The sequence below is a fragment of the Hymenobacter armeniacus genome (genome assembly GCF_014699055.1).
GTDB lineage: Bacteria > Bacteroidota > Bacteroidia > Cytophagales > Hymenobacteraceae > Hymenobacter > Hymenobacter armeniacus.
The window spans coordinates 470,721-484,739 of sequence record NZ_JACXAC010000002.1 but is presented as its reverse complement, the minus strand read 5'-3'; the positions used below and the strand labels follow the sequence as shown (position 1 = coordinate 484,739).

At 64.9% G+C, this 14,019-nt stretch carries 9 protein-coding genes and 1 tRNA gene; 4 read left to right on the top strand and 6 right to left on the bottom strand.

The features are described from left to right. The first annotated feature begins 181 nt into the window (after positions 1-181). Both IC234_RS06490 and IC234_RS06480 read left to right on the top strand, forming a co-directional pair. Entirely contained in the window at positions 182-3,706 is a 3,525-nt protein-coding gene (locus tag IC234_RS06490) for a TonB-dependent receptor (protein WP_190923038.1), read from the top strand. A 186-nt stretch (positions 3,707-3,892) separates the two neighbouring features. Beyond that, a tRNA-Ala gene (locus IC234_RS06480) sits at positions 3,893-3,966 on the top strand. 85 nt (positions 3,967-4,051) lie between these two features. Here the strand turns inward: IC234_RS06480 and cysK are convergent. Both cysK and IC234_RS06470 read right to left on the bottom strand, forming a co-directional pair. Next, positions 4,052-4,975 carry a cysteine synthase A gene (gene cysK, locus IC234_RS06475; RefSeq protein ID WP_190923036.1) on the bottom strand — a complete coding sequence of 308 codons (924 nt, stop codon included), beginning with the start codon at positions 4,973-4,975 and terminating at the stop codon, positions 4,052-4,054. A 101-nt stretch (positions 4,976-5,076) separates the two neighbouring features. Further along, positions 5,077-5,910 (bottom strand): serine O-acetyltransferase, encoded by an 834-nt coding sequence (locus IC234_RS06470; protein ID WP_317173337.1) that lies wholly within the window; start codon positions 5,908-5,910, stop codon positions 5,077-5,079. A gap of 170 nt (positions 5,911-6,080) precedes the next feature. Here IC234_RS06470 and IC234_RS06465 point away from each other — a divergent pair, with 170 nt between their 5' ends. After that, the gene (locus tag IC234_RS06465) at positions 6,081-6,422 is read left to right on the top strand and encodes a cupin domain-containing protein (RefSeq protein WP_190923034.1); all 342 of its coding nucleotides are present in this window, start codon (positions 6,081-6,083) and stop codon (positions 6,420-6,422) included. Between the two features lie 109 nt (positions 6,423-6,531). Then, the gene (locus tag IC234_RS06460; RefSeq protein ID WP_190923033.1) at positions 6,532-7,512 is read left to right on the top strand and encodes an aldo/keto reductase; all 981 of its coding nucleotides are present in this window, start codon (positions 6,532-6,534) and stop codon (positions 7,510-7,512) included. A 45-nt stretch (positions 7,513-7,557) separates the two neighbouring features. Here the strand turns inward: IC234_RS06460 and IC234_RS06455 are convergent, their stop codons facing one another. The 4 genes from IC234_RS06455 to IC234_RS06440 form a co-directional block, all read right to left on the bottom strand. Beyond that, positions 7,558-10,776, bottom strand: coding sequence for a PAS domain S-box protein (locus IC234_RS06455; protein ID WP_190923032.1), 3,219 nt, complete (start codon positions 10,774-10,776; stop codon positions 7,558-7,560). 124 nt (positions 10,777-10,900) lie between these two features. Beyond that, the gene (locus tag IC234_RS06450; protein WP_190923031.1) at positions 10,901-11,716 is read right to left on the bottom strand and encodes a mechanosensitive ion channel family protein; all 816 of its coding nucleotides are present in this window, start codon (positions 11,714-11,716) and stop codon (positions 10,901-10,903) included. A gap of 35 nt (positions 11,717-11,751) precedes the next feature. After that, positions 11,752-11,889 (bottom strand): hypothetical protein, encoded by a 138-nt coding sequence (locus IC234_RS06445; protein WP_190923030.1) that lies wholly within the window; start codon positions 11,887-11,889, stop codon positions 11,752-11,754. 35 nt (positions 11,890-11,924) lie between these two features. After that, the gene (locus tag IC234_RS06440; protein ID WP_190923029.1) at positions 11,925-13,949 is read right to left on the bottom strand and encodes a peptidylprolyl isomerase; all 2,025 of its coding nucleotides are present in this window, start codon (positions 13,947-13,949) and stop codon (positions 11,925-11,927) included. Positions 13,950-14,019 lie beyond the last annotated feature (70 nt).

The following is a 14,019-nucleotide window of genomic DNA, read 5'->3' as shown; positions in this document are numbered from 1 at the left end:
TGTGTAAGCAATTCCAAAAAAGAGGCAGGGCATTATCCCTGCCTCTTTTTTTGCCCTGTTATGTAATTGTTAAGCGGCGTATTTCCGCTTTACCCAAATGGGCTTTCTTTTTCTTAAATTGGGAGAGCGCACGGGGCGCCTCAGTCCTACTCTTTGACATAGTTTCACCAAACTCTTTTGTATGAAGAAGTTGTCTATATACACCCTATTTGCGGTGGTTCTGCTACTCCTCACGGCCCAACAGGGCTGGAGCCAAGGCGCTACCACCGCCGCCATGAGCGGCCTCATCGCCGACACCAAGGGCCAAGGCCTGCCCGGCGCCACGGTGATAGCCACCCACACGCCCACCAACACGCAGTATGTGGCGCCCACCAACGCCGACGGCCGCTTCAACATCCAGAATATGCGCGTGGGCGGCCCCTACACCGTGAAAGTCACGTTTGTGGGCTACAAAGACCTGGTGCGCGACGGCTTGTACCTGACGCTGGGCCAGAACCTGCGCTTCGACCAGCAATTGAGCGACAGCAACACCGAGCTGAGCGAGGTGACCGTGAGCGGCCGCCGCGACCCCATCATGAACGCCGACCACACCGGCGCCCAAACCACGGTGCAGCGCGAGCAGATTGAGCGCCTGCCCACCATCAGCCGCTCGTTCGACGACTTCACGCGCCTCACGCCCCAGGCCAACGGCCAGAGCTTCGGCGGCCGCAACTCGGGCTACAACAACATCACCATCGACGGCGCCATTTTCAACAATTCGTTTGGCCTGTCTTCCACGGTAGGCGGGCAAGCCAACGCCCAGCCCATCTCGCTCGACGCCATCGACCAGATTCAGGTGAGCATTGCGCCCTACGACGTGCGCCAGGGCTCCTTCACCGGGGCCGGCATCAACGCCGTGACCCGCAGCGGCACCAACAAGTTCAGCGGCTCGCTCTACGGCTTCTACCGCAACCAGAACCTGGTGGGCAACAAAGTGGGCGACTTCAAGCAGGACTACCCCAACTTCAACCTGAAGAACTTCGGTTTCCGCTTGGGCGGTCCCATCATCAAAGACAAGCTGTTCTTCTTCGTCAACGGGGAACAGGAAACACGCGTCGACCCGCCCACGGGCAACTACATCGCCAACCGCGACGGCGTGGCCGCCCCCGGCGCCAACTCCACCACCTCGGCCGCCACGGCGCGCGACCTCTCCATTCTGCGCAATTTCCTGGTGTCGAACTACGGCTACAATCCCGGCGATTTTGAGAACTACAACCTGCGCACCTTCAGCCGCAAGGCCACGGCCAAAATCGACTGGAACATCAGCGCCAACCACCGCCTGAGCGTGAAGTACAACTACCTGCAGTCGTACCGCGACGTGCCCCCGAGCGGCTCCGGCGCGCTGGGGCCGTCGAACATCGGCCGCTCGCAGTCGCAGTTCGGCCTGCCGTTCTTCTCGTCGTACTACACCATCAACAACAACCTCAACTCGGTGATTGCCGAATTGAACAGCACCTTCACCAGCCGCTTCGCCAACAACCTGACGGCCGGCTATTCGGCCTTCCGCGACTTCCGCGAAAGCCCCGGCGGGGGCTCGTTTCCGCTGGTCGACATCGGCACGGCCACGGCCCGCACGGCGGCCGGCGGCAGCATCAACGCCGCCAACAGCTACACCTCGTTTGGCTACGAGCCGTTCTCGGCCTTCAACGTGCTGAACTCGGACGTGTACCAGATTGGCGACAACTTCACCATCTTCATGGGCAAGCACAACGTGACGGTGGGCACCTACAACGAGTTCTACAAGTTCACCAACGGCTTCTCGCCCAACTACTACGGCGCCTACGCCTTCAACGGGCTCGACGATTTCTACGCCGCCGCCCGCACGGCTTCGGCCCCGCTCGGCTACACCCGCGACGCCTCCGGCAACCCCGTGGCCAACACCACCGGCACGCTGGCCTACCCGCAGCGCTACCAGCTCTCCTACTCGGCCCTGCCCGATGGCTCGTTTCCCTTCGCCGTGACCAAGGCGGCCCAGTTCGGCCTCTACGCCCAAGACGAGTGGAGCCCCCGCAGCAACCTGAAAGTGACCATCGGCCTGCGCGGCGACCTGCCGGTGATTTACTCCGACATTGCCCGCAACCAAAACGCGGCCAACCTCACCTTCCGCGACGGCGTGAAGGTGGAAACCGACAAGCTGCCCACCCGCAGCATCCTGCTCTCGCCCCGCGTGGGCTTCAACTGGGACGTGAACGACGACCGCAAAACCCAGCTGCGCGGCGGCACGGGCATTTTCACGGGCCGCATCCCCTTCGTGTGGCTGTCGAACCAGGCCGGCAACAACGGCGTGCAGTTTGGCTCGTTTTCGCGCTCTGGCGCCGACGTGGCCACGGCCGGCAACTACTTCTCGCCCGACGTGAACGCCTACCGCCCCAACGGCGCCGCGGCCAACACCCAGTACAACCTGGCCGTGACGGCCCGCGACTTTAAATTCCCGCAGGTGTGGCGCACCAACCTGGCCCTCGACCAGGACCTCGGCGCCGGCATCATTGCCACGCTCGAAGCCCTGTACACCAAGGACCTGAACGCGGTGTACTTCCAGAACGTGAACCTGCCGCAGCCCGTGGGCCAAGCCAACGGCCCCGACAACCGCCCCATCTTCTACCGCTTCGGCACCATCAACACCACCGGGCCCAACGCCGGCCTCTACACCACGGCTTCGGTGGGCTCCGGCGCCAGCGCCCAGCCCAGCCTCATTGCCACCAACCGCATTTACAACGGCCAGGGCGGCGTATCGGCGGCCAACCCCGTCATCACCGACGCCATTCTGATGAAGAACACCAACAAGGGGTATTCGTACTCCGTGACCGGGCAGCTGCAGAAGTCGTTCAGCAACGGCCTCTACGCCAGCGTGGCCTACACCTACACCGACGCCCGCTCGGTGAACGACGGCGGCACCATTGCCCAAACCAACTGGCGCGACCGCCCCGTATCGGGCGACCCCAACGCCGACGTGCTGAGCTATTCCAACTTCCTGCAGCAGCACCGCGTCATTGCCTCGGTGTCGTACAAGCGTGAGTACATCAACCACTTGGCCACCACGCTCTCGCTGTTTTACGAAGCTGCGCCAGCCGGCCGCTTCTCCTACACCTACGCCGGCGACATGAACGGCGACGGCTCGGGCGGCTCGGGCAACGACCTGATGTACATCCCGCGCAACCAGTCCGAAATTGCCCTGCGCGACATTCCCCTCAACGCGGCGCAGGGTGGCGGCATCTACTCGGCCGCCGACCAGTGGAACGACCTGGACAAGTACATCAGCCAGGACGCCTACCTCAGCAAGCACCGCGGCGAGTACGCCGAGCGCAACGGCGCCGTGCGCCCCTGGCAAAACCGCCTCGACGTGCGCCTGCTGCAAGACATCTTCACCAACATCGGCGAGAGCCGCAACACCCTGCAGCTGAGCATCGACGTGTTCAACATCGGCAACCTGCTCAACAGCAGCTGGGGCACTTTCCGCACGCCCAACGTGACCAACCCGCTCACCTTTGTGGGCTACGACGCGCAGGGCCGCCCCAACTTTAACTTCCCCTACCTCACCAACCCGGTGCGCAACGCCGACAACACGGTGACGCCCGGCGTGAAACTCACCGATACCTTCCGCAGCGACACCGGCGGCCTGGGCTCGCGCTGGCAGGCGCAGGTGGGCATCCGCTACATCTTCAACTAGGCCATTAAGCCCGGTTTGACCCGGAAAGCGGGCAGGAAGCTTTTCCTGCCCGCTTTTTTTGTGGCTGATTGTTTGAGGCTTGCGGATTTTGGCAGAAAAAAGTACGCCGTGGCCTTGCCAAACCGGCGGCGGGCCGTACTTTTGTCGAACCAAAGCGCAATAGGCACCGCGGTAATCAACAATTCTGGGGGATTAGCTCAGCTGGCTAGAGCGCTTGCATGGCATGCAAGAGGTCATCGGTTCGACTCCGATATTCTCCACAGAAGTGAATAAAAAAGCCCGACCGGGAAACCGGTCGGGCTTTTTGTTTGGCCTGCCCCAAGCGGCGTTTCGGGGCAGGTGGCTTTACACAAACAGGCCTTCCACCGACAGGTACCGCTCGCCGGTGTCGTAGCAGAAGGTGAGCACGCGGCTGCCCTCGGGCATGTGGGGCAGCTTCTTGGCAATGGCCGCCAGCGACGCCCCCGACGACACGCCCACGAACAGGCCTTCCTCGCGGGCGGCGCGGCGCGTCATCTCGTAGGCCTCTTGCTGCGATACCTGAATGGCGCCGTCCAGCACGTTCACGTGCAGGTTGTCGGGGATGAAGCCCGCACCGATGCCCTGAATGGGGTGCGGCCCCGGTGCGCCCCCGCTGATGACGGGCGAGGCCTCGGGCTCCACGGCAAAAGTTTTCATGCCGGGAAAGTGGGGCTTGAGCACTTCGGTCACGGCCGAGATGTGGCCGCCGGTGCCCACGCCCGTGATGTGAAAGTCGAAGCCTTCGGGCGCGTCGCGCAGAATTTCCTGGGCCGTGGTTTCGGCGTGGATTTTGGGGTTGGCGGGGTTGGAAAACTGCATGGGCAGCCAGGCGCCGGGCGTATTGGCCACAATTTCCTGGGCTTTCTCGATGGCGCCCTTCATGCCTTTCTCGCGGGGCGTGAGTTCCAGGTTGGCGCCGTAGGCGGCCATGAGGCGGCGGCGCTCAATGCTCATGCTCTCGGGCATCACGAGGGTGAGCTTGTAGCCCTTCACGGCGGCCACCAGGGCCAGGCCCACGCCGGTGTTGCCAGAGGTGGGTTCCACAATCAGGCTGTCTTTGGTAAGCAGGCCGTCGCGCTCGGCTTGCTCAATCATGCTCAGGGCAATGCGGTCCTTGATGGAGCCACCGGGGTTGGCCCGCTCCAGCTTCACCCACACCTCCACATCGGGGCGAACCTGGGCAAACAAACGGTTGAGGCGCACCAGCGGCGTGTTGCCGATGGTGTCGAGAATGGTATTGGCTTTCATTTTGACGATGGATGAATGGTTGAATGGGCGAATGGCTGAATGAGCAAATGGCTTCTCGGGAATTCATTCACCCGTTCAGCCATTCGCCCATTCACCTATTTTCAAATCGAAAACACCAGCTCCGCCGCGGGGTCTACGGAACGGGAAATGTTGATGTGGGCGCGGTGATACACGCGCGAGTGCGAGGGTACGCTCTCGGTCAGCCACACGTTGCCGCCCACAATGCTGTGCGCGCCCACCACCGTGCTGCCGCCCAGAATGGTAGCGCCCGCATAAATCACCACGTGGTCTTCGATGGTGGGGTGGCGCTTGGTGCCCTGCAAGCCTTTGGTCACGCTCAGGGCGCCCAGGGTCACGCCCTGGTATATCTGCACGTTGGCCCCGATGACAGCGGTTTCGCCAATGACGAGCCCCGTGCCGTGGTCGATGCAGAAGGCAGCGCCGATTTGGGCGCCCGGGTGAATGTCGACGCCGGTGCACTGATGGGCGTGCTCGCTGAGCAGGCGCGGCAGGCGCGGCAGCCCGCGCTGGTGCAGGGCGTGCGCGATGCGGTACATGGCCGTGGCATAAAAGCCGGGGTACGAGCCGATGATTTCGGCCAGGCCCTGGGCGGCGGGGTCGCTGGCCAAGATGGCGCTGGCGTCGCGCAGCAGGGCCGCGCGCAGGGCCGGCAGCTGGGCCGTGAACTCGTCGGCCAATGCGGCGGCCGGGGCCGGCAGGTGGGGCACCTTGGCCAGCAGCACGGCCAGCTCGGACCGGAAATGGTAGAGCTCGGCGGCCACTACGTCGGCGTTGGGCAGGGGGCGCTCGGCGCGCTGCGGGAAGAGCAGGGCCAGCAAGCCGTCGGCGAGGGCGCAGAAGGCGGCACCGGGCAGGGCATCGGGCACCGAGGCGTGGGCCAGGGCCAGCTCGGCAGCAAAAGAATCGGGAAGCACGGGCACTGAAAAAGGAGGGTAAGAACCGGGGGGATTAACCGCGCGGCCCAACGAAGGTTTGTGGCAGCCCGCAGCAACGGCGAGGGGATTTTGGCCGTTAGCGCACAGGCAGCCGCCCCGAAGGGCAGCCGGCCAAAAGATACTTCCTCCCTTTCTTAATCCAACACCTTATGGCTGACACCACCATCATCAAAGTCGATTCCAAGCACTCGCCCAAAGGCGCTGATGGCGAAAAATACCTCGCCTCGGGCAAGCAAGTGGCCATGCGCATGTGGGAAAACGAGCAGCCCGGCGAGCCCAAGGCCTCGGCCTCGCGTCCTTACGAAACCGTGGGCTACGTGCTCAGCGGCCGGGCAGAATTCCATTTGGCCGGCCAAATGGTGCTGCTCGAACCCGGCAACTCCTGGGTAGTGCCCAAAGATGCCGAGCACACCTACAAGATTCTGGAAGCCTTCACGGCCGTGGAAGCGACTTCGCCCCCGGCGCAGGTGCACGGCCGCGAAGAGAAATAGAAGTGTGCATGCAAAGGCCCGCCGTGTCGCGGCGGCGCCCGACACGGCGGGCCTTTGACATGACCGTTTTGCCACTACCCGAACGCCCTCCCCTACCCTGTTGACTACCATGCAAACACGCGAACTCGGCCGTACCGGCCAGCAGGTTTCGGCCCTCGGCCTGGGCTGCATGTCGATGGCTTCTGACTATGCCTATGGCCCCAGCGACGAGCGCGAGGCCATTGCCACGCTGCACCGCGCCTTGGAACTGGGCGTCACGTTCTGGGACACGGCCGACGTGTACGGGTTTGGCGCCAACGAGGAACTGCTGAGCAAGGCGCTTGCCACGCATCGCCAGGAAGTGTTTTTGGCTACCAAGTTTGGCTTTGTGGCCGATGGGGCGGGCGGCGCCAAAGTCGACGTGCGCCCCGAGCGCATAGCCGCCGCCTGCGATGCCAGCCTCCGGCGCCTGGGCGTCGACACCATCGACCTGTATTACGCCCACCGCATCGACCCGGCAGTGCCCGTGGAGGAAATGGTAGGGGCCATGGCCGCGCTGGTGCAGGCCGGCAAAGTGCGCTTTCTGGGTTTGTCGGAAGCCTCGGCAGCCTCGCTGCGGCGAGCGGCGGCCACGCATCCCGTTGCGGCGCTGCAGTCGGAATATTCCATTTTCACCCGCGACGTGGAAGCGGAAATCCTGCCTACCTGTCGCGAGCTGGGCATCGGCGTGGTGCCGTTTTCGCCGCTGGGCCGCGGCCTGCTCACCGACCCCGGCCCGCAACTGGCCGAAAAAGACATGCGCCGCGCCCTGCCCCGCTTCGGCGCGGAAGTGGGCGACGCCAATGCGCCGCTGGTGGCCGGCCTGCGCCAACTAGCTGCCGAAAAAGGCATTAGCACGGCGCAGCTGGCGTTGGCCTGGCTGCTGGCGCAGGACGACAGCATCGTGCCCATTCCGGGCACCAAGCGCCGGAAGTATCTGGAAGACAACGCGGCCGCCATTGCGGTGACGTTGACGCCCGAGGAACGGAAGTGGCTGGCGGCCCTGCTGGCGGCGCACCCGGTGGTAGGCGCCCGCTACGGCGAAGGCGCCCTCAAGCTGGTGAATAATTAGCAACGAACGGCAAGCGAATGAGCGAGCAATGACGCGTAAAAACCATTATGCGTCGTCACGCGCTGGGTGCGAGTCTGTGGGCTCATCACTCATTGCAAAAGGCCCGGCTACCCAGTCGTACACCATTTTCACCAGCTCGGCTTCCTGGAATGGTTTGGTGAGGTAGTCGTTCATGCCCGCGGCGAGGCACTTGCTGCGTTCGCCCTTAATGGCGTTGGCCGTGAGCGCAATGATGGGCGTGCGCAGGCCCAGCTCCTGCCGAATAATGGCCGTGGCCTCGTAGCCGTTCATGACCGGCATCTGCACGTCCATCAGCATGAGGTCGAAGCATTGCTGGCGGGCGAGGTCCACGGCTACCTGGCCATTGCTGGCCTCGGTCACGTCCAGCTCGGCGTTGGCGAGGAAAATACCGGCCAGCATGCGGTTGAAGGCGTTGTCTTCGACCAGCAGCACGCGCTTGCCGCGCAGGTCCTGCGGCGGGCCGGCCGCGTCGGCGGTGGGCTTGCGGGGCACGTCGTGCTCGTTGCCCACGGGCAGACGCAGCGTGAAGTGGCTCACGGTGCCGTGGTCTTTTCGGCTCTCGATGCGCAGCTCGCCGCCCAGTAGCTCCACCAGCTTTTTGCTGATGCCCAGCCCCAGGCCGGTCCCCCCAAACCGGCGCGATACCGACGAGTCTTCCTGGCTAAAGTCGTTGAACACCTGGGCCAAGTAATCTGCGTCGATGCCAATGCCCGTGTCCCGCACCGTGAATTCGACCACGGCCTCGCCCGCGGCGGTGGTTTCGAGCAGGGCGCACGACACGTGCACGGCGCCTCGCTCGGTAAATTTCACGGAATTGCCGGCCAGGTTGAGCAGCACCTGGGTGATGCGGTAGGGGTCGCCGAGCAGCACCTCGGGCATGGCAGGGTCGCAGCTGGTCACGAAGCTCAGGCCTTTTTCTTCGGCCTTGTATTGCAGCGTTTTCTCTACCTGCGCGCACACGCGGCACACGCTGAAGCCGATATGCTCGACGGCCATGCGTCCGGCCTCGATTTTAGACAGGTCGAGGATGTCGTTGATGATGACCAGCAGGTTTTCGGCCGAGGCCGTGATGGCGTGCAGGTAGCTGGCCTGCGGGGCGCTGAGGGCGGTTTTGGCCAGCAGCTGGCTCATGCCCAGAATGGCGTTCATGGGCGTGCGGATTTCGTGGCTCATGTTAGCCAGAAAATCCTGCTTGGCCCGCGAGCTGATTTCGGCCACCGCTTTGGCCTCGCGCAGACTGGCTTCTAGCTGTTTCTGCGGCGTCACGTCGAGGTAGATGCCGATGGAGCCCACCAGCCGTTGGTCGTCGTCGTAGAGCGGGGCCCCGCTCACCAGCAGCCACTTTAGCTCACCGCTTTTGGTCGTCACGGCAATTTCGTAGGAATCGGCAATGCCGCGCTGGCGTACTGCTAGCTTGCTTTCCACGAGTTCCAGGCTCTCGCCGCTGAGCAGCAGCGGCGAGAGCTTGCGGCCCTCCAGCTCGTCGGTGCAGAAGCCGGTCATCTCGCAAAAGCTCTGATTGGCGTAGAGAAGGTGGTCGTCCAAATCGGCCTCTACCAAGCCCAGCGACATGTTTTCGATGATGCCGCGGTACTTTTCCTCCCGGCGCTTGAGGTCGGCTTCGGCGCGGCTGCGGGCTGTGATGTCCTCAAATTTCCAGAGGTGGCCGATGTAGCGGTCCTGGTCGAAAATGGGGGCAAAGTCGCGCTGCAGAATGCGGCCGTCGCGCAGGGCCAGCACGTCGCCCACCGCGGGCTTGCGGCGCAGCAGCAGGGCCGTGATGCGGGCCACGTAGCGGTTGGGGTGCTGCAGGGCGCCCCGCAGCCCCTCGGCCAGCCAGGCCCCCTCGCGCCCCACCAGCTGCTCCGGGGTGAGGGGCACGTCGAGCAAGCGGCAAAAGGCCTCGTTGGTGAACACGATGCGGCGCTGCTCGTCCTCAAGCACCACGCCTTCGGGGAAGTTGGCAATGACGGTGGTCAAGCGGCGGTTGGAGGCGTCGAGGGCTTCGCGCGCCTGCTTCAGCTCCGAAATATCGGTGTGCATGCCCGTGAACATGAGCGCCTTGCCATCGGGGGCGCGCATCGTGACCAGGCCGCGGCTCAGCACCCATTTGTAGCTGCCGTCTTTGCAGCGCATCCGCAGCTCGGCGCTCATCAGGGGCGAGTCGCCGCGCAAGTGGGTGGCGATGTTTCGCAGCACGTCTTCCAGGTCGGCGGGGTGCACGCGCGAGTGCCAGCTGCGGTAGTCGTTGGGAAACTCGGCTTCGCTGTAGCCCAACATGGCGCGGTAGTCGGCCGAATAAAAGACGGCCCCCGTGCGCAGGTCGTGCTCCCAGTAGCCGTCGCCGAAGCCTTCCACGGCCAGGCGCCAGCGCAGGTCGCTTTCGCGCAGGGCGGTCTGGGCTTGCTTCAGGTCCGTGATGTCCTGCAGAATGCCGCTGTACGTGATGCCACCCGCGTCGCGCGCCGTGGCCACCGAACTGCCCCGGAACCAGCGCAAGGGCTGTCCCGGCGCCACCACGCGCCCCTCAAAAAACCACGGCGTGCCGTCGCGGTTGGCCCGCCGAATGGATTCCAGCATCGGCTCCAGGTCCTCGGGGTGCACGTAGTGCAGCACCCGGCCCACGTCGTGGGAAGGCACGCCGAACAACTCGCACAGCTTGGGGCTCACGTAGCGGAAGTGGCCCGCGCCGTCGGTCTTCTCGCGCCACTCGTACAGCACGCCGGGCACGTTCTCGGCCAGTGCCCGAAACCTTACGTCGCTCTCGGCCAGGCTGGATTGGGCGTTTTTCCAGTCCGTGATGTCTTCGAGCAGGCCGGCCATCACCACCTCGCCCCGCTCGTTGTGCAGGGGCTGCGCCCGCACCCGAATCCAGCGGTCGGGGAAGCCGGGGTTGCGCACTTCGTACTGAAACGGCACCTGCTGCTGGAGGCCGTCTTCGATGTACTTCAGCGTTTGCGCGTTCGTGAGGCCGGGCCGCAGAAAGGTGCGCGGGTGCAGCCCCAGCACCTGGTGCGGCAGCAGGCCGCAGAGGGCCGTAAATCCTTTGTTTACCCACGTCACCGAGCAGTGGGCATCGGTGAGCATCACGGCCGTGTAGAGCTCCTGCATCAGCAGCAACTGCTCCTGGCTGGGCCAAGCCGGCGGCGGGCCGGGGGCGGGCCGCTGGGCCAGGGCCGCGCGCAAGATGGCGTTCTCGGCTTGCTGCTGGGCCAATGCGTGTTCTAGCTCCGCGTGCGTCATGGGCCTGTGGCTTTGCTCGTCCCGGTCGACGGCGTGGGCGCTTCGGCGCTGGTCAGCGCGGCGAAGCCCCGGGGTGGTGGTATTACGCTGAATGCGACAAGGGTGTGCGTATCTGCCCGGTGGCTTAGCTAGGCAGGGTGCGCACGTAGCTGTGCTGCACCGGCACGGGGCTGCCAACGCCCTGCTGGGCCAGCCCGCGCTGCAGTTGCTCGATGAGCCGGGCCTGGGCGGGGCCGTTGTGGCCGGCGGCGGTGTAGGCCCGGAAGGCCACCGTCATGCCGCCGGGCTTGAGGGCCGTGACGGCCACCTGCGGGGCGGGCGCGGCCAGCACCTGCTCGTCGGCCTGCATCAGCGGAATGGCCCAGCCGCGCAGGTCGTCGAGGTTGGTGGCGTTGTCGAGGTCGGCCACAATCTCTACCAGGGCCTTGTTCTGGGCCGTTTTGTTCACGATGACGTTGTTGGACGTGGCACCGTTGGGCAGGATGATGGTGTCGCCCTGCGGCGTGACGAGGATGGTGTTGAAAATCTGAATTTCCCGCACCTCGCCCGACTTGCCCTGCGACTCAATGGTGTCGCCCACCACGTAGGGCTTGAAAATGAGGATGAGCACCCCGCCCGCGAAGTTGGCCAGCGTGCCCTGCAGGGCCAGGCCCACCGCCAGGCCCGCGGCCCCCAATATGGCCACAAACGACGTGGTTTCGAAGCCCACCATGCCGGCCACCGTAATGAGCAGCAGCACCTTGAGCACGATGTTGACCAAACTGGTCAGAAACGAAGCCAGCGACACGTCCAGCCGCGTGGTGGCCGCCGCAATCAGCCGGCTGGCCCAGCCGATGAGCCACCAGCCCACCACCAGCGCCACCCCGGCCATGAACACGCGGGGCAGGTAGAGCATAACCAGGGTTTGGAGCTGCTGGGCGTACGTAGCAACTTGATTCATAGCAAAAAGAAAGGAAAGGAACGTAGAAAGCCGCGCTACTCGTGCGCTTGGTGGGCGTCAATTTCGCGAATAATCTTGCGCGTGTGCCGTAGCACGCCGTGGTAGCGGCCGATACTATGGTGAATGGCCGGGTCCCAGTTCAGGTAGTTATACATCAGGTCGGCCTGCATCACGTAAAAGTAAAAGCCAATTGCTTTTGGCCCCGCCCCTACTTCACGGTCACCAGCTCCACGCCCAGAATCTGGTCGCCGATGTCGAGCTTGTGCACCACGTCCAGCCCGCCCACCACCTGCGCAAATATGGGGTAGCGGCCGTCGAGGTGCGGCGTGGGCGTGTGGGTGATAAAGAACTGGCAGCTTTCGGTGTCCTTGCCGGCCGAGGCCAGCCCCACGCTGCCTTCCTGGTAGTGCAGGTCGCCAAATTCGGAGCGCAGGTTGTAGGGCGCGCTGCCGTTGCCGTCGCCGCGCGGGTCGCCGCCCTGGGCCACGAAATTGGGCACCACGCGGTGGAAGTACAGCTTGTCGTAGAAATGCTCGTTGAGCAGCGCCACGAAGCTGGCCACTGCGCCAGGCGCCTCGTTGGGCTTCAGCTCCAGCAGAATAATGCCTTTGCTGGTGCGCAGCCGCACCTGCTGGCCCAGCGGCACGGCCTGCACCACGGCCCAGTCGATGGGGTGTTGGGCGGCCGTGGCAAGGGGCGACGGCGTGGGCGCTGCCTTTTTTTCGAGCTTATCCAAGGCCTGCTGCAAACCCTGCCAGGCCTCAATTTCGCGGGGCAGACGCAGCTTGGCCTGGGCCTGGCGCAGGGCGGCGAGGTCGGCGGCCTGGGGTTCGGGAAAGAGTTTGGCGTCGGCGTAGGCTTCGGCGGCGGTGCCGAGCTGGGCCACGTCGCCGCCAGCCAGAGCCTGGCGCATGGCGGCGGCAAAATCGGCCTGTTTGGCCACCGGGAAATCAGGATTGCGGCGCATGGCCAGCAGCGCCGCCGTCGCGGCCCCGGCCACTACGGGCACCTGCTGCGGCGCAAACGCCTGAATCCGAACGAAGTCAAACGCCGCCGGGTCCTCCCCCATCGCCTGAATCAGGAAAGAGCCTTCGTACATGTCGGCCGCGCTGTTGAAGCGCTTCTGCAGCGTCTCGACCAGGCTGGGCCGGGCCGCCGGGCTGGCGTGGCGCACAGCCGCTTGCAGCAGGGCCGCCCGCACCCGCGGCGAGGCCTGCTTGTTGCCATCGGCCAGCGCGGCCAGGGCCGCGCCCGACTCGCCTTTGGCGTGGGCCAGCAGCCACTCGGCCGCCGTGAGGGCCACGGCGGGCTGGTCGCGGTTCAGGGCCGTGAAGACGGCTTTGCGGCTGGCCGGGTAGTTTTCCTGGTCGAACGGCAAGGCACGAATGGCGCTCAGCCGCACGCGGTAATCCGCGTCCTTAGTGGCGAGGCGGGTCAGGGTGGCGGCCGCGCCGCCTGCGCCTTTCCGGCCCAATGCATCGGCGGGCACCGGAATGGCGGCAATTTTGCCCAAAGTGGTGGCAACAGACGCCCGCACGGCATACGACCGGTCTTTCTGTGCAAGGCGCAACAAGGTCGTTTCGCCCTGCTTTTTCAGCTCGGCATCGAGCCCGCGGGTGCGCGAGAGGCCCACGGCAGCCAGCACCCGCGCCCGGGTTGGCAATTTGGGGGTATTCAGCAAGGCAACGGTTTGACGAATGCTTTCCGGTGAACCGATGCCGCGCAGCGCGGCCCGGCTCAGGCCATACGCCAGGGCAGCCACCCGGGCAGTATCGTTTCGGGTTTCGACGCGCCACAACTGGGGCAAGCTGTGCCGCGTGACGGTGCGGCCCAGCGCCTCGTGCACGTAGCGGCGCACCACGGGGTCGTCCTCTGCCTGCACGCGCACGCGCAGGGGCTCCACGGCGGCGCTGTCGCCGATTTGGCCCAGGGCATACGCGGCGGCGCAGCGCACGCTGAGGTCGGCATCGCGCAGCAGCAGCAGCAGGCCGGGCACGGCGGCCGGCGCCTGCACCGAGGCAAACGCCAGGGCAGCCTCACGGCGGTAGGTAGGGTTAGAATCGGCCAGGGAGGGTAGCAGCGCGGCGGTGTTGCGCTCGTCCTGCGCCGTGCCAATTTGCCGAATGGTGGCGTCGTGGTACTTATTGGCGAGGCCGGCGCTGGGCCGGGGCGTGCGAACGCAGCCGGCCAGCAACAGCAGCAACGGCCAGAATCGTGAGGAGCGGTGGGGCATGCGGTAAATGTAGCGCGAACGATGTAGAGACGCATACTTGCGTCTCGCCGTTGAACAATGACATTTGAAC

What these genes read in the sequence shown, in the direction of transcription:
- IC234_RS06490 (WP_190923038.1), top strand. Translation starts at nt 182, where the DNA reads ATGAAGAAGTTGTCTATATACACCCTATTTGCGGTGGTTCTGCTACTC.
- cysK (WP_190923036.1), bottom strand. Translation starts at nt 4,975, where the DNA reads ATGAAAGCCAATACCATTCTCGACACCATCGGCAACACGCCGCTGGTG.
- IC234_RS06465 (WP_190923034.1), top strand. Translation starts at nt 6,081, where the DNA reads ATGGCTGACACCACCATCATCAAAGTCGATTCCAAGCACTCGCCCAAA.
- IC234_RS06460 (WP_190923033.1), top strand. Translation starts at nt 6,532, where the DNA reads ATGCAAACACGCGAACTCGGCCGTACCGGCCAGCAGGTTTCGGCCCTC.
- IC234_RS06455 (WP_190923032.1), bottom strand. Translation starts at nt 10,776, where the DNA reads ATGACGCACGCGGAGCTAGAACACGCATTGGCCCAGCAGCAAGCCGAG.
- IC234_RS06450 (WP_190923031.1), bottom strand. Translation starts at nt 11,716, where the DNA reads ATGAATCAAGTTGCTACGTACGCCCAGCAGCTCCAAACCCTGGTTATG.
- IC234_RS06440 (WP_190923029.1), bottom strand. Translation starts at nt 13,949, where the DNA reads ATGCCCCACCGCTCCTCACGATTCTGGCCGTTGCTGCTGTTGCTGGCC.